Below are 20,045 nucleotides of genomic sequence, written 5' to 3'. Positions count from 1 at the left end.
GCTCTGCGTTCAATGGAGGTTTCGCGGCGCTCCTTTTTGCAGTTCGCGGCGGTCTCGGCCATTCCAGCTCCGCTGTTTGGACAGTCGATGGGCCTAAGGATCGTCAGTCTCGACTACGGGCTTGCGTCCACTCTTTTATCCCTCGGATTGCCTCCGGTCGGGATTTCGGACCTCGCCGATTGGGACAGATGGGTTGTCGAGCCGCCGATGCCGAAATCCGTCGTCGATATCGGCAGTGCGTTCGAGGTCAATTTTGAAATTCTCGTCACGCTGAAGCCTGACGTTATCCTGACCACACCCTACCTGGATGAGCTGTTGCCCAAGCTGCAGTCGGTGGCGAGAGTCGTTCGGCTGGAAGTCTTTACGCCGGGCATTGGATCTATTCTTCCCGCTGCCATCGCGGCGACGCGGAAATTGGCTGTTGAGCTTGGCCGTGAGAATGAAGCAGAGCAGTTCCTTGCGCGCGCCGATGTCTTCTTCGAGCAATGCCGCAGTCGCCTTGTGGGCAAGAACCTGCCGCCGGTCGCGCTGGTGAATTTCATGGATGCCCGCCATGCCCGCATCTACTCGAGTCCCGGACTGTTCCACAATGTGCTCGAGCGCATCGGTGTCCGGAACGCCTGGACGAGAGAGTCGAATTATTGGGGCTTTGAAACGATCGGGATTGAAGACCTCTCCAAAGTCACCGATCCGGACGCGCGTCTGATCGCCTTTGACCCCATTCCTCCGGACGTTCTTCCGAAACTCACTCAGAGCCCGCTGTGGAACAGGCTTTCGTTTGCGCGTCCAGGCCATCTGTCGATTCTGCCGTCAGCCCTGATGTTTGGCATGGTGAACGAGGCCATGCGCTTTGCGGGTCTTTTGACGGATCTTCTGGAAAAGGAGGCTTGATGGTTTCCCGCCGCAACAATATCGGGCCAGCAATTGTCTTCCTCCTCCTGATGTGCGGTGGAGGCGTGGCATCGTGGTTTCTTGCCGCTCCTGCGATGTCAGAAATGGCTCGACCGGATTACGATGTCACGCGAATGGTGTTCACCTATTCGACGCTCCCCCGTCTTGCGACGGCGCTGATTGCCGGAGCCGCGCTTGCCTTGTCCGGTGCGCTGTTTCAGCAAGTTTTGCGAAACCCGCTCGCCGATCCTACCACCCTTGGCATATCGGCCGGAGCAAACCTGGCGCTGGTGGTAACATCGCTGTTTCTCCCCGACCTGCTTGGCGCCGGCCGCGATCTTGTCGCTCTGATCGGCAGTACGACCGCTGCTGTGATCGTCGTCAGCCTGGGCGCGCGCCGCGGTTTTTCGCCTTATTCGCTTGTTCTGTCGGGGCTGGTTCTCAGTCTTTGGTGCGGCGGCCTCGCCGCCATCCTGACCTATTTGAACCAGCGCTACCTCTCGAGCCTGTTCATCTGGGGCGCCGGCTCGCTGGCACAGCAAAGCTGGGTCATTCCCCTGTCGCTTCTTTGGAAGTTAGCCGTCATCGCCATCGGCTGCGCTTTCGTGATGAGACCGCTTTCGCTGCTCGATCTTGGCGAGAGCAGTTCCACGGCACTCGGCGTCAGATTGGTCCGCCTGCGTTTCGTTGTCGTCGCCCTTGCCGTCGCGCTTGCTGGATTTGTCACGAGCGCCGTTGGGGTGATTGGTTTCATTGGACTGGTCGCGCCGACGATTGCGCGATTGTCCGGAGCACGGCGTCCCGCGCAGCTCATTCTCTGGTCTCCCCTGATCGGCGCCGGACTGCTGCTTTTCGCCGACTCCATCCTGCAACTCGTCGCCGGCGGACTTGGTGATTTTTTGCCGACGGGGGCGGTAACAGCCATCTTCGGTTCGCCGCTGCTTCTCGCGCTCCTGCCGCGGCTGAAGCTCCGTCATAGACTACAGCAATCGCCGGCGTTCAGACGGCCACGTCGATGGGATGGAACTCGGCCGGTCATCATCGCGGCCGCCGGCCTGCTCGTCCTGTTGATGGTCAGCGCTTTTCTCGGACGCGACGTCAATGGCGGCTGGGCTTTTACGTCCGGCGAATTTTCGTACGATGTCCTTGCTATCAGGATACCTAAAATCCTCGCCGCCCTGACATCGGGCGCCATGCTTGCGGTCGCGGGCTCGATCCTTCAGCGACTGACCGGAAACGAAATGGCAAGTCCCGAAGTTCTGGGAATCAGTGCCGGTGCGACCTTCGGTGTTGCTATTGCCCTGTTTGCCGTCGCTCCAGGATTTTCCGGACAATTTGCATTTGCCGTGGCCGGTGCGATCAGCGTTCTTTTTGTCATCTTCGCCAGTTCCCGGCGATCGGCGTTCGCGCCTGAACGAGTCCTGCTGGCGGGCATTGCCTTAAGCGCGATGGTCGATGCTGTCGTCGGCGTGTTGAGCTCGACGGGAGATCCGAGAGCAGTTCTGCTGATGCGGTGGATGAGCGGGTCCACCTATCTTATCGAGGGGTCGACCGCCGCAATGGAGGTGGCGCTCGGCGCCGTGCTGATTGCCGTCTCTCTCGCCGCTCGCCGCTGGCTTGACATCCTACCTCTTGGGCCATCGCCTTCGGCGGCGGTCGGCATACCCTTGGCAAAATCGCGATTTGCGCTCTTTGGCCTCGCAGGATTGTTGACGGCTGCCGCGACGCTCACGGTTGGCCCGTTGTCATTCATCGGCCTCATGGGACCTCACCTTGCGCGCGAGGCGGGATTGGCGCGCGCGCTGCCGCAAATGGTTGGTGCCGCTCTGATCGGAGGGGGGCTTATGGTTGCGGCTGATTTCGTCGGCCGCACGATCGTATCGCCCTACCAGATCCCGGCCGGTCTTGTTTCCGCACTCATCGGAGCGCCGTTCTTGATGCTGATGATGCGGAAGCGCGGTGTCAGCTGAGGGTTCGTCCATGCAACACCATCAACGATCTCACTATGGCGTTGTCTCATTCGCCGGCAGGTTGGCCCTGCCTCTTGCTCCGAGGTGGGCCAATACGGGTGGGGAGCACGGCCGGCCGGACCATTAACGTCGGAGAGCGTCACATGTCGGTCAAACTCTGGACGGCGAACGCGATGCTAACCGCGCGATTCACGGCCGCCGCAAGAACGGACATGTGGGTCTCACCGGCATAAAGCGCGAATTCGGAGCGCAATCCGTCGGCAGTGCCGTTTAATCGCTCCGCCATTTCCTGCGCCAGGAGGACGGTCCGCTCCATCTTCCTCTTCTCCAGACGTGCAGTGGCATCCTCGTTCCGGTACTGGAAGGGTGCCAGAGCATCGCCTTCGTATTCTCCGGCGGACAAATGCAGGAAAGGTGCATTCCCCGGTGCCTCTTGACGTTGCGCTTCATTCTTGAGGATTTCGCTGTTCTCCCAATAGATGGTTGGGCTGGCCGCAATCCAATTGGCAAACAGACCTGGACGCTCGAACAGCGCATAGAGAGTAAAGAGGCCGCCGAAGGAATGTCCGAAAAGCGATCGGCGCATCGGATCCAGGATCACCATCTCTGCAATCCGCGGTATAAGCTCGTTCTCGATGAAACCCAGCAGCTTACCGGTCCCTCCGATGACAACCGGGGGACCGCCCTCGACGAACGGCGGATAGGATTTGACCGGCGGAGGCCCGAGGTCCCAAGACCGGCGGAGCGGATCATAGGGCTCGTCGGAGGGGTAGCCGATCGCCGCGATCACCCCCCAACCGACATTCGTTCCCGTGGGGTAAGGTGCCTGCGTGACCAAGCTGGCAACCGCGAAGGGGAACGTGGCGTTACCGTCGGTCATGACGAGAAGCGGCCATCCACCCGCCGGCGGTTTCTCCGCCGGAATGGAAAGGAATATGCGATAGGGCTCGCCGCCCGAAGCAGGAGCCAGATCAAAAAAACACGTTCCGGGCATCGAATAGACACTGATAGGATTGGTCATGAGAAAATTTTCTGATGGTTGGGAGGATAGGGGAAGGGAAATTGCTGTGGGTGCGGTTCACCGGCAGGTTTCGAAGCTTTCCAAGGTGGTGCAACTCTTTGCTGATATCCTGGCCTCTACGAAAGCGCATCATAGCAATCACGTGGGCTGCGATGCCGAACGCACCACGTCGACCTCATAATCGCCCGTGTTGAAATCCACGAACATCAATTCGATATCGTGCTCCACGCTCTTGCCCTTGATTTCATGGATGATATGGGCCGAGCAATCGACGAACACCAGCCGCCGCGCATGGCATTCCCCATCTGTGATCGTCGCGTCGGGCACCGCCACCGGATCGCTCGCCACCAGCCAGTCATTGACCATGCCCGGCGCCTGCCACACCCCGATGAACCCGCCACCGCCAGCAGCATCAGCCCCCTAGATAGAACAATACCCCCGGCCAAACCCCCGTCTTCCGGATACGAATTTTCCGGTTGGGCAACGCTTGGTTCAGGTCTGTCATGTCTTTCCTTCGCGGCTCATAAGACTCCTGCGTCCGCCATACTTCAGCTTTATCGCCCTGTCTACGCACAGTCCCGCGGCCCCTAAGCCCCGCCGCAGAACAATTGCACGGTCTCGTCGCTTCTGCTCTTCTGCCGCCAAACATCGCCATGCGGGCGTCACGACACCTCGACCCGACTGAAGATTATAAGTGCTGTTCTTATAAGAGCCAAATACGTCACCTTGATGGGAATCGGACCTACGGCCGGCTGTGCCAGCGAGGAGAAACTCGATATTCAATGCGTTGAGCGGGCTTTTCTCGTGCGAAATGTGTCAAGAGCCCATGAGCCTCCGCCAGCGACGCTGATATAGAGAAACAGGAAACAGAAGAGGATGGCTGCATCGCCACCATTGAGTGTCGGATAGAAACTGCGAAGAAAGTGGAACATGAAATAAGCCACGGCCATCATGCCGGAGAGGATAAAAGCCGTCGGGCGGGTAATCAGCCCAAGCATGATCAGGGCTCCGCCAACTACCTCCAACGTCCCTGCGAACCCCATGAACGAGAGGAACTCAACCGCCCCGCCCTCGCGTGGTGGAAAATTCAGGAGCTTCTGGGTTCCATGCGGGAAGAAGATCAGTCCGGCGATGAATCTTAGAACTGACAGCGCGCGAGGCGCCCAAACGCCGACGAAAGGATTGGAGATCAGATGTTGCAAGATATTCTCCTTGAGGTGAAACGCATTGACCAGAGAACGCTCCGGTGCGACGCCCCGCGGGCTTCGAAAACGGCAACTAGCGGATCTCATTCAGCGACGGGTAAGGCGGAAAACCTGAGCCGGGGGAAAGTTGTTGAACACCCATCCGATGCTTTGAGAGACGAGACCGACACGGTCCAGCACCTGTTCGTGGATCGGGCAACGCAGCCCATAGGTGAACTGATAAAAGCTGCCATCAGCCCTCAGGAGCTGAGGTCATTTTTGCTTGCAACGGCGCTCGGCGCGTTGGTCTGGGTCAGTGTTCTGGCGGGTGCCGGCTATACCTTGCATCTCAAAGGTTGGTCCGGTTCGGAAATCGGATTCGGTCTATTTGCCGCGCTCGTCAGCGCCGAGGCCGTCATAATGCTTGTGATGGTTGCTTTGAAGCATATCTCGAAGCACCATCCGGCGACGTGTCGGCCCACTGCCGTCTCAATGAAAGGGCCGGGGAAGGGTTCGACAAACGTCCTAAGGGCGTCACGAACGGGCCGAGCCGTTCAGTCTGCCGGTCGCGTTTCAGAAGAAAGGTTTCCCTGTCCGCGATACTGGCGCGGCGAGCATCCAACGACGCGCTTGAACGCCTTGCTGAAGGCGCTCTCGGACTGGTAGCCCAACGCCGGCGCGACAATCGAAATCGGATCGTCGCCCTTCTCGAGGCGGTCGCAGGCAAGCAGCATACGCCATCGGGATAAATATTCGATCGGTGTTTCGCCGACGGCGGCCTTGAAGCGCTCCGCAAACACCGATCTTGACATGCCGGCGGTCTCACCGAGTTCCGCCAATGTCCAGTTTTTTGCAGGCTCGGCGTGTATGGCTCGAATTGCGCTGCTCAAATGCTTGTCAGCCAAAGCGTAGAACCATCCTGTGCCCTGATGATCTTTGGCCAGATGAATGCGAAGCGCCTGAAGCAGCATCATATGCGCGAGATATTGCGCCATGAGGTAGCCGCCTGGCAGATGCGAACGGACCTCCTGCATCATGCGTTCGATCGCCCATCGCAAGGCCTCCCGCTCCGCTTCCTGGCGAAGATGGACAATGGGCGGCAGCATTTCCAGCAGCATGTCGGCATGATTGCCGCCGACCGCAAAACGCGCACCCACAAGGGAAAAACTGCCGCCTCCATTGACGGTCACCATACCGCCGGCACGGGCGGGCGGAAAGATTGTTGAGGCCGTGACCGACGGCAGGTCCAGATCGCTCGCGAGCCGAAAAGGCAGGCCACGCGGCAGGACGAAGCAGTCGCCTGCTTCGAGGCGCACCACCTCGCCAATACCGTCAACGGCCAACCAGCAGCCACCGGACAGGATCACGTAGCATTTGATCTGGCGTTGCTGGTCGCCGAACTGGATCGACCAGTCTCCCGTGGCTTCGAAGCCAGACGAGATTGTACTCGTGGGCTTCAGCAGGCTGAGGAACTCAGAGAGGGGGTCCATGACATTTCCGGACGATCGCGACGATAGTAGCGACTATAGAGCATGGAGCGTCCGCTAACAATACCTTACGTATCTAGGCATGGGTTTCGAGACGAGATGAGGCTTGGCAATAAAGCCACATCGTCCCTCGCGCAGCCACCAAGGAGCATATCATGATCGTCGTCACTGCCCCCACGGGAGATATCGGCCACCAGGTCGTCGAAAACCTGCTCGAGCACGCCGCTTCGGTCCGCCTTATCGTGCGCGATCCTAGCAAGTTGCCAGCCGCCATCCGTGACACGGTCGAGGTTGTCCAGGGCTCTCATGCGGACGATGGTATCGTGAAGCGCGCATTCGAAGATGCAGAGGCCGTGTTCTGGCTGGCGCCCGCGGATTCGAAAGCGCAAAGCGTCAATGCCGCCTATGTGGATTTCTCACGTTCGGCCGCGGCCGCCCTGAAGGCCAAGGGGGTAAAACGCGTCGTCGGCATCACTGCACTTGGCCGGACCACGCCGCTCGCCGGCGCTGCCGGCTATGTCACGGGCTCGCTCGCGATGGACGACCTGATCGCCAGCACCGGCATCGACTTTCGGGCACTGACCATGCCGTCCTTCATGGACAATCTTCTCATGCAGGCCGCGTCGATCAAGAACCAGGGCGTGTTCTTCTCGCCGATTTCCGGTGATTTGAAATTGCCAAGTTGCGCCACCCGCGACATCGCCGCCGTGGCGAGCCGCTTGCTGCTGGACGCCAGCTGGAGCGGCCAGGAAGAAGTCGCGGTTCTTGGGCCAGAGAACATCTCCTTCAACGACATGGCGGCGATCATATCGGACGTTCTGGACAATCCGGTCCGGTACCAACGAATTTCTTTCGAAGCCTACAAGGCTCGCTTCCTGCAGTTCGGCTTCTCCGAAGCGATGGCGCAGGGGATGACCGACATGGCCGATGCGAAGAACCAGGGTCTCGACCTCGGCATCGAAAGAACGCCCGAGAACACCACCCCGACCAGCTTCCGCCAATGGTGCGAAGACGTCCTGCGACCGGCACTCCGCGACTGACCTTCAAGGAAAACGACATTATGCAGATGACAGGCAATACCATCCTCATCATCGGCGGCACCAGCGGCATCGGCCGGGGACTTGCCGAAGCCTTTCACAGGCTCGGCAACCAGGTCCTGATCGCCGGCCGTCGCCAAGGCCGCCTCGATGAAATCATGGCGGCCAATCCTGGAATGCTCGCCTTTCAACTCGACGTGCAGGACCCGGCCGCGATCGACGCCTTCACTGGTCGCATCCGCGATAAGGTCCCGGAACTGAATGTCCTCGTGAACAATGCAGGCATCTCGTGGCCCGAGAGCCTGACGGCCGAGCCCGATCTCTCCGTCGCACGCGACATCGTCGAGACCAACGTCATGGGTGTGCTGCACATGACGGCGGCTTTACTGCCGGCACTCAAGACGAAACCGAATTCCGCGATCATCACCACGACATCCGGCCTTGCCTTCGTGCCGCGCAACAACTTCCCGACCTACTGCGCCAGCAAGGCGTTCCTGCATTCCTGGCTGCAATCGCTGCGCGTCCAACTTCGCGGCTCGTCGATCGAGGTACTCGAACTGGCCCCGCCTTATGTTCAGACGGAACTAAGCGGCCCGCATCAGCTGAGCGATCCCCACGCCATGCCGCTTGCCGCCTACATCACCGAAGTGATGCAACTCCTTGCCGATCCCAATCCGCCTGGCGGAGAAATCCTTGTCGATCGTGTCAGAGGAGAGCGCTTTGCCGAACGGGATGGCGACTACGCGCAGCGCTTTGCGCTCCTTAATGGGCGTTAGGCCGTGGCGCCGTTCAAGGAGCGTCATCGCAATAGCTAAAGATCGGAGGTCGGGGATTGGCAGGCGAAGTCATGGCGCTCATTGCACATGCGCGAGCGAGCGAGCGAACTTTCTCCCACTTCTTCATAAGACAGAAAAGAAGGAATGTCAGCATGAGCAATGTTCAAAATCAGCCCACCGCTGTTCACCGTCAGACGCGTGGAAAATTCATTCTTTGGACCGTCATCGCTTCCGTCGTCGCGGCCTTCGCCGCGTGGCTTAGCGCGGCACTCGCGTTGGAAGTCTGGGTCATGTTCGCCGGTTTTATCGCGTGGTTCACTCGACCGACCACGCTGACCAACAGCCTTGCCGCCATGCTGTGCCTGTGGCTAGGTCTTGCCATCGGCGCCGTATCGGGAGTTCTGACCGGGATGCTTATTCCTTCGCTGGGACATCTGGCCCTGCCGCTGGTCGTCTTCCTGGTCGCCCTTTTGATCGTCGGATTGCGAACGCAGCACGTCACCGGCAATATGCTCGCTTGGTTCCTTGGTATGGTGACATGGTTTGCGGCCGAATTCGACATGACAGCCGTGTCTTTCCTCCACCTCACCGTTGCGACATCAATCGGCGGGTTGGCTGGCTACACTTGCCAGGCGCTCAACCGACGCTGGGCAGAGTAGAGGCCCGGCACCAACGATTGACCTTCCGTTGGTGCAATGACATCAGGGTTGGATGTTCCTCTTGAAACCAACTGCAGACCGCCCTGCCGATGAAGCGCTTGTTTGGCTGGGAGACCGGACCGCCTTGCTGCTCGAGCTGGTCATGAAAGTGTGCTCCGAACATCTGGAAATACTGAAGCGGAACGCTGAATGGCGATATACTTGAGAGCCCGACCGAACAACAGTTGAGCGAAACCAGTGATCGGCAACATGCCCGGCGAGCGATCCGGTATGCAAGTGATCAGGCGGATCGAACCGCGATGTCCGATCCGGACTTGATCTCAGATATGCAGAGCACTTCCCAAAGCTTTCAGCGCCGCCTCCATCACCGCTTCGCTGCGGGTCGGGTGCGCGTGGATAGTGCCGGCGATATCTTCGAGACGTGCACCCATCTCGATGGCCAGCGCAAAGGCCGCCGAGAGCTCGGAGACCCCGGCGCCCACCGCCTGCAGGCCGAGCACGAGGTTGGTGTCGGCGCGGGCCACAACGCGCACGAAACCCTCTTCGGACAGCATCGTCATCGCCCGTCCGTTGGCGCTGAACGGAAACTGGCCGGTGCGGATTTCATAGCCTTGCGCCTTCGCGTCGGCCGGCGACAGGCCGGCGCTGACGATCTCCGGATCGGTAAAGCAGATGGCGGGAATGCATCTTTTGTCCCAGGCGCGCTTCTTTCCGGCGATGATCTCCGCCACCATCTCCCCTTGCGCCATGGCCCGATGGGCAAGCATCGGCTCGCCGGTGACGTCGCCGATCGCATAGATGCCGCGCATCGAGGTGCGGCAACGGTCGTCGATCCTCAGATAAGGGCCGGCACGATCGAGATCGAGCTCTTCGAGACCCGATCCTGCGGTTCTCAGGCGGCGGCCAACGGTGACGAGGATGCGGTCCGCCGGCAGGCTCTGCTGCCGGCCATCCGGCGTTTCGACGATCAATGCCTCGCCATCGTCGGCAAGGCCGATCGCCTTGGCACCGGTCAACACCCGGATACCGCCTTCGGTCAGCTTGCGCATGACGGGCCGCACGAGTTCGGCATCATATTGCGGCAGCACCTGCGGCGTCGCCTCGACGACCGTCACATCCGATCCCATCTTGGCAAAGGCCGTCCCGAGCTCCAGCCCGATATAACCGCCGCCGACCACGACGAGTTTGTTCGGCAGCTCCGTCAGCGACAGCGCCTCCGTCGAGGAAATGACGCGACCGCCGAAGGGCAGGTTGGCAAGCTCCACCGGATCGGAACCGGTGGCGATCACCACGGTCTCGGCGCGGATGATCTGCTGGCCGGTTTCGGTCTCCACCTCCACCGTCTTGCCGTCGCGGAAGCGCGCCCGGCCGTGGACGATCTTGACGCGCGCCTTCTGCAGCAGCCCCGAGACCCCGCTGGTCAGCCGGCCGACGATCCCGTCCTTCCAGGCAATCGTTCTGCCGAGATCGATCGAGGCGCCTTCGACGCGGATGCCCATCGGGTTTTTGCCGGCAAGCATCTTTTGCGTCGCGTCGAATTCCTCCGCCGCGTGGATCAGCGCCTTGGAGGGAATGCAGCCGACCGTCAGGCAGGTGCCACCCGGTTTGCCGGCCTCGACGATGACGGTATCGATGCCGAGCTGTCCGGCGCGGATGGCGCAGACATAACCGCCCGGGCCGGCGCCGATGACGAGGAGCTTGCAGACAATCTCTTTCATGGATCAACCTTCGATGAAAATGAGCGCCGGCGTTTCGAGCAGCGTGCGGATGCGCTGCACAAAGTTTGCCGCATCCCAGCCGTCGATGATGCGATGATCGAAACTGGAGGAGAGGTTCATCATCTTGCGCGGCACGAACTGCGCGCCGTCCCAGACCGGTCGCGTGGCGATCTTGTTGACGCCGATGATCGCCACCTCGGGACGGTTGATGATGGGTGTCGAGACGATGCCGCCGAGCGCGCCGAGCGAACTGATGGTGATAGTCGAGCCGGAAAGCTCATCGCGCGTCGCCGTCCCGGATCGCGCCGCATCCGCCAGCCGGTTCATCTCCGCGGCGCAATCCCAGATGCCGCGGGCTTCCGCATGCCGTAACACCGGCACGGTCAGGCCGGCCGGCGTCTGCGTGGCGATGCCGATATGCACGGCACCGTAGCGCGTGATGATGCCGGCATCGTCGTCGAAAGTGGCGTTGACGTCAGGCTGCTCGGAAATCGCCTTGACCAGCGCCCGCATCAGGAAGGGCAGAACCGTCAGCTTCGGATGATCAGGCCTGCGATCGCCGTTCATCGTGGCGCGCAGCTCCTCGAGTGCAGTCATATCTACCTCCTCCACATAAGTGATGTGAGGGATGCGCGAGGTGGAAAGCACCATCTTCTCGGCGATGCGGCGGCGCAGGCCGGTCAGCTTGATCTCCTCGGTCGCCGTCTTCCTGGCAAAACCGTTCTTCACCGCAGCGGGAGCGGCTCCAGGGGTCAGGAATTGCTCGATATCCTCGCGCAGGATACGCCCGGCCGGTCCTGTCCCCTGCACCTGCCTGAGATCGACACCGCTTTCCCTGGCGAAGAGCCGCACCGAGGGAGCGGCAAGCGGCTTTTCCGCCGATACAGCCGCCGGCACTGGTACCGGCGCAGGAGTTGCTGCCGGGGCAGGTTTTACAATTTCGGCCCTGGGGGTTTCGGCAATCGGCGCCTGCCCAATCACCACAGGCTGCGTCTCGCCGACATCTCCCGCGGTCTCGATCCGCACCAGCGGGGCCTTGACCGCGATGCGGTCTCCGACCTCGCCGGCAAGCCAAATGACGGTGCCATGGACGGGCGACGGAATTTCGACGGTGGCCTTGTCGGTCATGACGGCGGCGATCACCATGTCCTCGCGGACGGGATCTCCCGTCTTCACGAGCCATTCCACGATCTCGGCCTCGGCGACCCCCTCCCCGACATCGGGCATCTTGACGATGAATTCGCCCATGGCTCAGGCCTCCACGACTTCGGCAAGCGCCCGCCCGACACGGCCGGGACCGGGGAAATAATCCCACTCCTGCGCATGCGGATAGGGCGTGTCCCAGCCGGCGACACGCACGACCGGCGCTTCGAGATGATAGAAGCAATGTTCCTGCACCAGTGCTGTGACCTCGGCGCCGAAGCCGGATGTCAGGGTCGCCTCATGCACGACGACGCAGCGGCCGGTCTTGGACACCGATTTGACGATGGCATCGAGATCGAGTGGCAGCAGACTTCTCAAATCGATCACCTCGGCATCAATCCCGGCATCCTCGGCCGCGGCAAGCGCCACATGCACCATGGTGCCATAGGCAACGACCGTCACTGCCGATCCCGCGCGCCGCACTTCGGCCTTGCCGATCGGGATCGTGTAGTGGCCGTCCGGCACCTCTCCGAGGTCGTGTTTCGACCAGGGCGTCACTGGCCGCTCGTGATGGCCGTCGAAGGGGCCATTATAGAGGCGCTTCGGCTCCAGGAACATGACCGGGTCGGGATCCTCGATCGCCGCGATCAGCAGGCCTTTGGCATCATAGGGATTGGAAGGCACGATCACCTTCAGCCCGCAGACATGGGTAAAAAGCGCCTCCGGGCTCTGGCTGTGCGTCTGGCCGCCGAAGATACCGCCGCCGGTCGGCATGCGCACGACGATCGGGCAGGTGAAATCGCCGTTGGAACGGTAGCGGATGCGCGCCGCCTCCTGCGTCAGCTGGTCATAGGCCGGATACATGTAATCGGCGAACTGGATTTCGACGCAGGGCTTCAGCCCATAGGCCGCCATGCCGATCGCCGTGCCGACGATGCCGGATTCGCTGATTGGCGTATCGAAGCAGCGCGTTCTGCCGTATTTTGCCTGCAGGCCCTGTGTGCTGCGAAAGACGCCGCCGAAATAGCCGACATCCTCACCGAAAACGACAACATTGTCGTCCTTCGCCATCGAGACGTCCATGGCGCTGCGCACGGCCTCGATCATCGTCATCCTGGCCATGTCAGTACCCCGCCTGCTGCCGTTGGCGGCGGATATGCGGCGGCATCTCGGCATAGACGCCCTCGAAAATGTCGCGCACCGAAGGCCTGCCGCCGGCATGCAGCGTGCCATGAGCCTCTGCCTGGCGCTGCGCCTCGATCACCTCGTCCATGATTTCGGCTTCGGCCTGCACATGCCGCTCCTCCGACCAAGCGCCCTTGACGATCAGATGTTTCTTCAGCCGCAGCACGGGATCGCCGAGCGGCCAGGCCTCCGATTCCGTCTTGGGCCGATAGGCGCTCGGATCGTCGGAGGTCGAATGCGCGCCGACGCGATAGGTCACATATTCGATCAGCGTCGGCCCGAGATTGCGCCGCGCGCGCTCGGCCGCCCAGCGGGCGACGGCATGGACGGCGAGGTAGTCGTTTCCGTCGACACGCAGCGCCGGAATGCCGAAGCCGAGGCCCCGCGCCGCGAAAGTGCCGGAGCCGCCCCGGGCAATGCCCTGGAAGGTCGAGATCGCCCACTGATTGTTGACGATGTTGAGGATCACGGGCGCCTTATAGGTCGAGGCGAAAACGAGCGCCGAGTGGAAATCCGATTCCGCCGTCGATCCGTCGCCGATCCAGGCCGCGGCAATGCGGCTGTCGTTCTTGATCGCCGAGGCCATCGCCCAGCCGACGGCCTGCACATATTGGGTGGCGAGATTGCCCGAGATGGTGAAGAAGCCATGCTCCTTCGAGGAATACATGATCGGCAATTGCCGGCCGCGTAAGGGATCACTCTCGTTCGAGTAGATCTGGTTCATCATCTCGACCATCGGATAGTCGTCGGCAATCAAAAGGCCCGCCTGGCGATAGGTCGGGAAATTCATGTCTCCCTTCTCGAGCGCCTTGCGAAAGGCGCAACTGACGGCTTCCTCGCCGAGATGCTGCATGTAGAAGGAGGTCTTGCCCTGCCGCTGCGCCATCAGCATGCGGGCGTCGAAGGCCCGCAGCTTCATCATGTTGCGAAGCCCGGTCAGCAATTCCTCATCGGAAAGCGAGCCTGCCCAGGGGCCGACCGCCTCGCCGTCGCGGTTCAAAACGCGGATGATCGAATAGGCGAGATCACGGATATCTTCGGATGCGACATCCACCTCCGGCCGCGGCACCGAGCCGGCCTTGGCAATCTTGACATTGGAAAAATCAGGCTGACCGCCGGGGCGAACGGCGGGTTCGGGGACATGCAGGCTCAAACGAGCGGAATCCACCATATCTTTTCTTTCCTCCCTTTGCCGGCCTTGCTCCTCTCCTCCGGAAGCAGGGCCGGATGTGGTTCTTATAGATTGCGGGCAATCACCATGCGCTGCACGTCGCTCGTTCCTTCATAGATCTGGCAGATGCGCACGTCGCGGTAGATGCGCTCGACCGGATAGTCGGCCATGTAGCCATAACCTCCATGGACCTGGATCGCGTCGGAGCAGACGCGCTCGGCCATCTCGGAGGCAAAGAGCTTCGCCATCGAGGCTTCCGACAGGCAGGGCAGCCCGGCCTCTCTGAGCGAGGCGGCGTGAAAGACGAGCTGCCGCGCCGCCTCGATCCGCACCGCCATATCGGCAAGGCGGAAGGCAACGGCCTGATGTTCAAAAATCGGCTTGCCGAAGGCCGTACGCTCGCGGGCGTAGTCGCGCGCCGCCTCGAATGCCGCCCGCGCCATGCCGACCGCCTGCGCCGCTATGCCGATCCGCCCGCCCTCGAGATTGGCGAGGGCGATGCGGTAACCTTCGCCTTCCGCACCGAGCCTCAGCTCGGCCGGGATGCGCATGTTGTTGAAGGCGATCTGACAGGTATCGGTGGAATGCAGTCCGAGCTTTTCCTCGACGCGGATCACTTCATAGCCCGGCGTATTCGTCGGAACGATGAAGGCGGTAATGCCTTTCTTGCCAGCGTCCGGATCGGTGACGGCAAAGACGATGATGACATCGCCGTTTTTTCCCGAGGTGATGAATTGCTTGGAGCCGTCGAGCACATAGTGGTCACCGTCACGCCGCGCCCGGGTCTTCAGGTTCGAGGCATCGGATCCGGCCTGCGGCTCGGTCAGCGCAAAGCCGCCAATCCATTCGCCGCTCGCAAGTTTCGGCAGGAAGCGCTGCCGCTGCTCCTCGGTGCCGAATTTCAGGATCGGCACGCAGCCGACGGAACTGTGTACGCTCATAATCGTCGAACAGGGTCCGTCGCCGGCGGCAATCTCCTCCAGTGCGGCAGCATAAGCGACAACACCGGTATCCGAGCCGCCATAGGCTTCCGGCACCAGCATGCCGAGCAGCCCGAGTTCACCCATTTCCTTCAATTCCTCGCGCGGGAAGAGATGCTCCCGGTCGCGTTTGGCTGCCCCCGGCGCCAGCCGGTCGCGGGCAAAATCGCGGGCGAGATCTGAGATCTGCTGCTGGAGGTCGGAAAGGATCATCTGTTCTCCCCTCTCCTATTGCCGTTCGATGGCAACGGCGGTCGCCTCGCCGCCGCCGATGCAGAGCGCGGCCATGCCGCGCTTCAGACCGTGTCGCTCCAGTGCTGCAAGCAACGTCACCAGGATCCGGGCTCCCGAGGCGCCGATCGGATGGCCGAGCGCGCAGGCGCCGCCATGCACGTTCACTTTTTCATGCGGCAGGTTGAGATCGCGCATCGCCGCCATGGCGACAACGGCGAAAGCCTCGTTGATTTCGAACAGATCGACCTCCGACAACGATAAGCCGGTGCGATCGGACAGTTTCTGCAGCGCACCGATCGGTGCAGTGGCGAAAAGATTGGGCGCCTGTGAATGCGTGGCATGGCCAAGGATGGTGGCAAGCGGCTTCAGGCCGCGATGCTCCGCCTCGGTGCGGCGCATCAGCACCAGGGCTGCCGCACCATCGGAGATCGAGCTGGAATTGGCGGCGGTCACCGTACCACCGTCGCGGAAGGCGGGCTTCAGCGTCGGGATCTTGTCGAGCTTCGCCTTTCCGGGCTGTTCGTCGCGGCTCGCCACCTCCTCGGTCTTGCCGGATTTCACCGTGACCGGCACGATCTCGCTTTCGAAACAGCCCTCAGCAATCGCCTTCTGCGCCCGCGTCAGCGAGGCGATGGCGTAGGCATCCTGCGCCTCGCGCGTGAACTGATAGGCCTCGGCGCAATCCTCCGCGAAGCTGCCCATCAAGCGCCCCTTGTCATAAGCATCCTCCAACCCGTCGAGGAACATGTGATCCACGACACGCCCATGGCCGAGCCTGTAGCCGCCACGGGCCTTGTCAAGGAGATAGGGCGCATTGGTCATGCTTTCCATGCCACCTGCAACCGCCACCGAGGCGCTGCCGGCGGCGATCAGGTCATGCGCCATCATGACGGCCTTCATGCCTGAGCCGCACATCTTGTTGACGGTGCTTGCCGCGGTGGCGAAGGGCAGGCCGGCATGGATCGCCGCCTGGCGCGCCGGCGCCTGCCCCTGTCCCGCCGGCAGCACGCAGCCGAAGACGACCTCCTCGATCGCCTCGGCTTCGACGCGGCTCCGCTGCAGTGCCGCGCGGATCGCCGTTGCTCCCAGCTCCGGCGCTGTCGCCTCCTTCAGCTCTCCCTGAAAGCTGCCGATCGGGGTGCGCGCCGCACCAACGATCACGATGGGATCCTGCAAAACCATCTTTCCTCCTTCGGGCGAAGCGCTCAGCGCGCGCCCATCCGCAATGCGCCGTCGAGGCGGATGACCTCGCCGTTCAGCATGTTGTTTTCGAAGATATGGCGTACCAGCCCGGCAAATTCCGCCGGCCGACCGAGCCGCGGTGGAAAGGGCACGCTCTTGCCGAGTGCTGCCTGAACCTCGGCCGGCATATCAGCCATCATCGGTGTCTCGAAAATGCCGGGCGCGATCGCGACGACGCGAATGCCGTGACGGGCAAGCTCGCGGGCGATCGGCAAGGTCATCGCCGCCACCCCGCCCTTGGAGGCGGCATAGGCTGCCTGACCGATCTGGCCATCGAAGGCGGCAACCGAGGCCGTATTGACGATGACGCCGCGTTCGCCTTCCGCATCCGGCTCGGTCTTCTGGATTGCGGCGGCGGCAAGCCGGATCATGTTGAATGTGCCGATGAGATTGATGCTCACCGTACGGTCAAAACTCTCCAGCCGGTGCGGCCCGTCGCGGCCGATCACCTTTTCGGCCGGCGCCACGCCCGCGCAATTCACCAATCCGCGCAAGCCGCCGAAGGCTTCGACAGCAGCGGCAACCACCGCCGCCCCCTGCTCGGCATCGGTCACATCGGCCTTGACGAAGCAGGCATCGCGTCCGAATTCCCGGGCGATTTCTTCGCCCGCTTGCGTATTGAGATCGGCGATCGTGACGCGCCCGCCGGCTTCTACAAGCGCGCGCACTGTTGCCGCACCCAAGCCGGAGCCGCCGCCGGTCACGATGAAACTTGCTCCACGGATCAGCATGAATCTCTTCCTCCTGTCGACCGCACCCCCTCCAAGCGCAACCGACGGATACGATTCTATTCGCTCCACCTATTGCAAGCGATGACAGAACTGCCCCATTATTTCAGCCAGTTTTGCCATAGCGAGGATAGAATGGCCGAGATCGAGCGACGCATGATCGCGCCGGGCTTCGTGGAGGAGGCACTCGACAGCCTGCGGCGGCTCGGCAAGCCTTCGGCGCCGATCCTTTCCCGCGTCGGTCTGGCATCCCCCGTCGATCAGCCGGTTTCGGCAGAGACCTATGGCGCGCTCTGGCTGGCGATCGCCGCCGAGCTCGACGATGAATTCTTCGGTATGGGCGCACGGCCGATGCGCAGCGGCAGCTTCACGCTGCTGTGCCACTCTGTGCTGCATGCGCCGACACTGGGTCATGCGCTCCGCCGGGCGCTACGCTTCCTCGATGTCGTGCTCGACGATCCCCGGGGACGGCTCGTCATCCGCGACGGTCTGGCCGAGGTCGAGCTCACGGATGCCGGCGGCCCGCGTTCAGCCTTCGCTTATCGCACCTATTGGATCATCCTGCACGGCATCACCTGCTGGCTGGTCGGCCGGCGCATTCCGATCCGGCTCGTCGATTTCCGTTGCGCCGAGCCCAAACAAGGGGCCGACTACCGGCTTTTCTTCGGTGCGCCGGTGCGTTTCTCGCAAACCATCAGCCGGCTCGGCTTTGACAGTGCCCTGCTCGACCTGCCGATTACACGCAGCGAACAGGCGCTCAAACAGTTCCTGCGCGGCGCGCCCGCCAATATTCTGGTGCGCTATCGCTATGATGCCGGCGTCGCCGCCACTGTGCGCCGGCGCTTGAGCCAGGCAACACCTGCCATGTGGCGGAGCTTCGCCGAGCTCGCCGCCGATATGCGCATGCCGCCCTCCACGCTACGCCACCGCCTGCGCGACGAGGGACAAAGCTATGCCGCCATCAAGGATGACATCCGTCGCGACCTCGCCGTCGAACTGCTGCTGAACACGCCGAAGACCATCGGCGAGATTGCCGTGCAGCTCGGCTATTCCGAGCCGAGCGCCTTCTTCCGGGCCTTCCGGAAATGGATGGGCAAGAGCCCCGAAGCCTTTCGCCGGGAGGAAGCAGGGTCGCTGGGCGACGCTAGGTAGGCCAAGCTTGCTCCCTCTTTTCCCAGCGGGGCTATCAGATTCACACATCATCGAAAGCGTTGAGGAGGAGGGATACGCCGCGCTTGGCGGCCTGGAACTGTTGCCAGCCGTCGAGCATGACGATCGGGCCTGGCTTGCCGTAGTAGCCGGTCCACCCGCCGAGGCGGGCGCAGACCCAGGCGGATAGGAGCCCGGTTGCCGCCGAGCTTGCGCACCCGCATTCCCTGGCCGGCAGTCGCACGCCCCAGCAAGCGAGACTGTGTGGATAGAATGGTACCGGCGGTCGTGGCGTGAGGAGACCGTTCGCTAACACACAAAGGCAATCTTCACAGATGCCGCAGCAGACGTCATCCATCTCGGCTGGGCGCCCGCAGAAGTTAAATTATCGGAGATCGTCCGCGTTCGTCGTCCAGATCCGCAGGGATGATCTCGATCAGCGGGTCAGCCCCCCGCAGAATGGTCGCGTGAAAGCTGAAATCGCTCCGCGCGGTCCGACCGGACGCGCGGAGCGAAAGCGGGAAACAACCAGGCTACATTGACTGACCCCGAGGCGGCAGGTTCTGTTGCCAGGGCTTGCACCCCATCAAGTGGTCAGCGAATTGAGTCGCGGCCTGACTTAAGCATTTGCGCCTCCGTCTACGGTAACGGTTGTACCGGTGATCATATTTGCGCCGGGGCTTGCCAGAAATGCAACAACACCCGCGATTTCGCGGGGGTCCGCAAAGCGCCCGATTGATGACAGGCTCCGTTGGAAATCAGCGGTCGCGCCGTCTGCCGGATTTGCCTCGGTATCGGTCGATCCGGGCGAGATCAGGTTGACCGTAATGCCTTGTGGCCCAAGTTCTCGCGACAGGCCGCGTGTGAACGAGTGCAATGCCGATTTCGACATCGCGTAGGCTGTCACACCCGGAAAAGGAACGCGGTCGCCGAGAGCGGATCCGATCGAGATGATACGCCCGCCCTTGGAAAAGTGCGGAATAGCCGCTTTTGAAAAAGCGACAGGCGCGCGCACGTTGATATCCATGAGGGCCTGAAATTGCGTCAGATCGAGGTCGGCGATTGGTCCGGCCAGTCCGATGGCCGCACTATTCACCAAAATGTCGAGGCCACCGAGCTTTTCGACAGTCTCAGTCACGGCCCGCTTGGCAGCGTCCGGATCGGCACTGTCGGCCTGCACGGCCAGCGCACGGCGCCCCAGCTTTTCGATCGAAGACACGACGCCGTCCGCTCGCTCCGGCGACTTGTTGTATGTAATTGCCACGTCTGCGCCCTTCTCGGCCAACACCAGCGCGATCGCGGCGCCGATCCCCCGAGACCCTCCGGTAACAAGAGCGCGCTTCCCCATAAGATCAGCCATTTTACATCCTTTTGCTTCATGTTTCGGAGGCCCACTTTCGGGCCCGGGAAGGTCGTCATTTCCGCTCCCCTCCGGCCTTTAGATAAGCGGTCACGAGAAAATCAACATCT

The 20,045-nt window shown here is 61.9% G+C and carries 18 protein-coding genes; 6 read left to right on the top strand and 12 right to left on the bottom strand.

Annotation, left to right across the window (positions count from 1 at the left end; translation table 11 throughout):
- The first annotated feature begins 12 nt into the window (after window positions 1-12).
- Entirely contained in the window at window positions 13-891 is an 879-nt protein-coding gene (locus OIU37_RS31545; RefSeq protein ID WP_264259775.1) for an iron-siderophore ABC transporter substrate-binding protein, read from the top strand.
- Window positions 891-2,861, top strand: coding sequence for a Fe(3+)-hydroxamate ABC transporter permease FhuB (fhuB, locus tag OIU37_RS31540; RefSeq protein ID WP_264259774.1), 1,971 nt, complete (start codon window positions 891-893; stop codon window positions 2,859-2,861). The genes OIU37_RS31545 and fhuB overlap by 1 nt, the downstream gene beginning before the upstream one ends.
- A gap of 139 nt (window positions 2,862-3,000) precedes the next feature.
- Here fhuB and OIU37_RS31535 read toward each other — a convergent pair whose 3' ends face one another.
- The 4 genes from OIU37_RS31535 to OIU37_RS31520 all read right to left on the bottom strand — a co-directional run bounded on the left by OIU37_RS31535 (window position 3,001) and on the right by OIU37_RS31520 (window position 6,556).
- A complete protein-coding gene (locus OIU37_RS31535) occupies window positions 3,001-3,882 on the bottom strand; it encodes an alpha/beta hydrolase (protein WP_264259773.1) in 882 nt (293 codons plus the stop codon).
- A gap of 138 nt (window positions 3,883-4,020) precedes the next feature.
- Entirely contained in the window at window positions 4,021-4,248 is a 228-nt protein-coding gene (locus tag OIU37_RS31530) for a hypothetical protein (protein WP_240604964.1), read from the bottom strand.
- A gap of 413 nt (window positions 4,249-4,661) precedes the next feature.
- Window positions 4,662-5,075, bottom strand: coding sequence for a DoxX family protein (locus tag OIU37_RS31525; protein WP_372353397.1), 414 nt, complete (start codon window positions 5,073-5,075; stop codon window positions 4,662-4,664).
- A 545-nt stretch (window positions 5,076-5,620) separates the two neighbouring features.
- Entirely contained in the window at window positions 5,621-6,556 is a 936-nt protein-coding gene (locus OIU37_RS31520; protein WP_264259771.1) for an AraC family transcriptional regulator, read from the bottom strand.
- A 152-nt stretch (window positions 6,557-6,708) separates the two neighbouring features.
- Here OIU37_RS31520 and OIU37_RS31515 point away from each other — a divergent pair, with 152 nt between their 5' ends.
- The 3 genes from OIU37_RS31515 (at window position 6,709) to OIU37_RS31505 (ending at window position 9,025) form a co-directional block, all read left to right on the top strand.
- Window positions 6,709-7,593 carry an NAD(P)H-binding protein gene (locus OIU37_RS31515; RefSeq protein WP_240604963.1) on the top strand — a complete coding sequence of 295 codons (885 nt, stop codon included), beginning with the start codon at window positions 6,709-6,711 and terminating at the stop codon, window positions 7,591-7,593.
- Window positions 7,594-7,613: 20 nt separating this feature from the next.
- Entirely contained in the window at window positions 7,614-8,366 is a 753-nt protein-coding gene (locus OIU37_RS31510) for an SDR family oxidoreductase (RefSeq protein WP_264259770.1), read from the top strand.
- A gap of 152 nt (window positions 8,367-8,518) precedes the next feature.
- Window positions 8,519-9,025, top strand: coding sequence for a DUF1097 domain-containing protein (locus OIU37_RS31505; RefSeq protein ID WP_264259769.1), 507 nt, complete (start codon window positions 8,519-8,521; stop codon window positions 9,023-9,025).
- A gap of 320 nt (window positions 9,026-9,345) precedes the next feature.
- On the opposite strand, the gene lpdA is transcribed toward OIU37_RS31505, so the two are convergent.
- The 7 genes from lpdA to OIU37_RS31470 form a co-directional block, all read right to left on the bottom strand.
- The gene (gene lpdA, locus OIU37_RS31500) at window positions 9,346-10,743 is read right to left on the bottom strand and encodes a dihydrolipoyl dehydrogenase (protein ID WP_264259768.1); all 1,398 of its coding nucleotides are present in this window, start codon (window positions 10,741-10,743) and stop codon (window positions 9,346-9,348) included.
- Between the two features lie 3 nt (window positions 10,744-10,746).
- Entirely contained in the window at window positions 10,747-11,991 is a 1,245-nt protein-coding gene (locus tag OIU37_RS31495; protein WP_264259767.1) for a dihydrolipoamide acetyltransferase family protein, read from the bottom strand.
- A gap of 3 nt (window positions 11,992-11,994) precedes the next feature.
- Window positions 11,995-13,008: an alpha-ketoacid dehydrogenase subunit beta gene (locus OIU37_RS31490; protein WP_168311781.1), complete on the bottom strand. Its 1,014-nt coding sequence runs from the start codon at window positions 13,006-13,008 to the stop codon at window positions 11,995-11,997.
- Between the two features lies 1 nt (window position 13,009).
- The gene (locus OIU37_RS31485; protein WP_168311782.1) at window positions 13,010-14,242 is read right to left on the bottom strand and encodes a 3-methyl-2-oxobutanoate dehydrogenase (2-methylpropanoyl-transferring) subunit alpha; all 1,233 of its coding nucleotides are present in this window, start codon (window positions 14,240-14,242) and stop codon (window positions 13,010-13,012) included.
- A gap of 65 nt (window positions 14,243-14,307) precedes the next feature.
- Entirely contained in the window at window positions 14,308-15,435 is a 1,128-nt protein-coding gene (locus tag OIU37_RS31480; RefSeq protein WP_168316445.1) for an acyl-CoA dehydrogenase family protein, read from the bottom strand.
- Between the two features lie 15 nt (window positions 15,436-15,450).
- Complete coding sequence (locus OIU37_RS31475; RefSeq protein ID WP_264259766.1) at window positions 15,451-16,638, bottom strand: acetyl-CoA C-acyltransferase; 1,188 nt, start codon at window positions 16,636-16,638, stop codon at window positions 15,451-15,453.
- A 23-nt stretch (window positions 16,639-16,661) separates the two neighbouring features.
- A complete protein-coding gene (locus tag OIU37_RS31470) occupies window positions 16,662-17,429 on the bottom strand; it encodes a 3-hydroxyacyl-CoA dehydrogenase (protein WP_168311785.1) in 768 nt (255 codons plus the stop codon).
- 81 nt (window positions 17,430-17,510) lie between these two features.
- On the opposite strand from OIU37_RS31470, the gene OIU37_RS31465 reads away from it, so the two are divergent.
- The gene (locus tag OIU37_RS31465) at window positions 17,511-18,578 is read left to right on the top strand and encodes an AraC family transcriptional regulator (protein ID WP_264259765.1); all 1,068 of its coding nucleotides are present in this window, start codon (window positions 17,511-17,513) and stop codon (window positions 18,576-18,578) included.
- A gap of 616 nt (window positions 18,579-19,194) precedes the next feature.
- On the opposite strand, the gene OIU37_RS31460 is transcribed toward OIU37_RS31465, so the two are convergent.
- A complete protein-coding gene (locus OIU37_RS31460) occupies window positions 19,195-19,935 on the bottom strand; it encodes an SDR family NAD(P)-dependent oxidoreductase (RefSeq protein ID WP_180697063.1) in 741 nt (246 codons plus the stop codon).
- Between the last annotated feature and the right edge of the window lie 110 nt (window positions 19,936-20,045).

The sequence above is a fragment of the Rhizobium sp. BT-226 genome, from assembly GCF_025847085.2.
Taxonomy (GTDB): domain Bacteria; phylum Pseudomonadota; class Alphaproteobacteria; order Rhizobiales; family Rhizobiaceae; genus Rhizobium; species Rhizobium sophorae.
The sequence above is the reverse complement of the archived record's forward strand: the minus strand, read 5'-3'. Positions and strand labels throughout refer to the sequence as shown.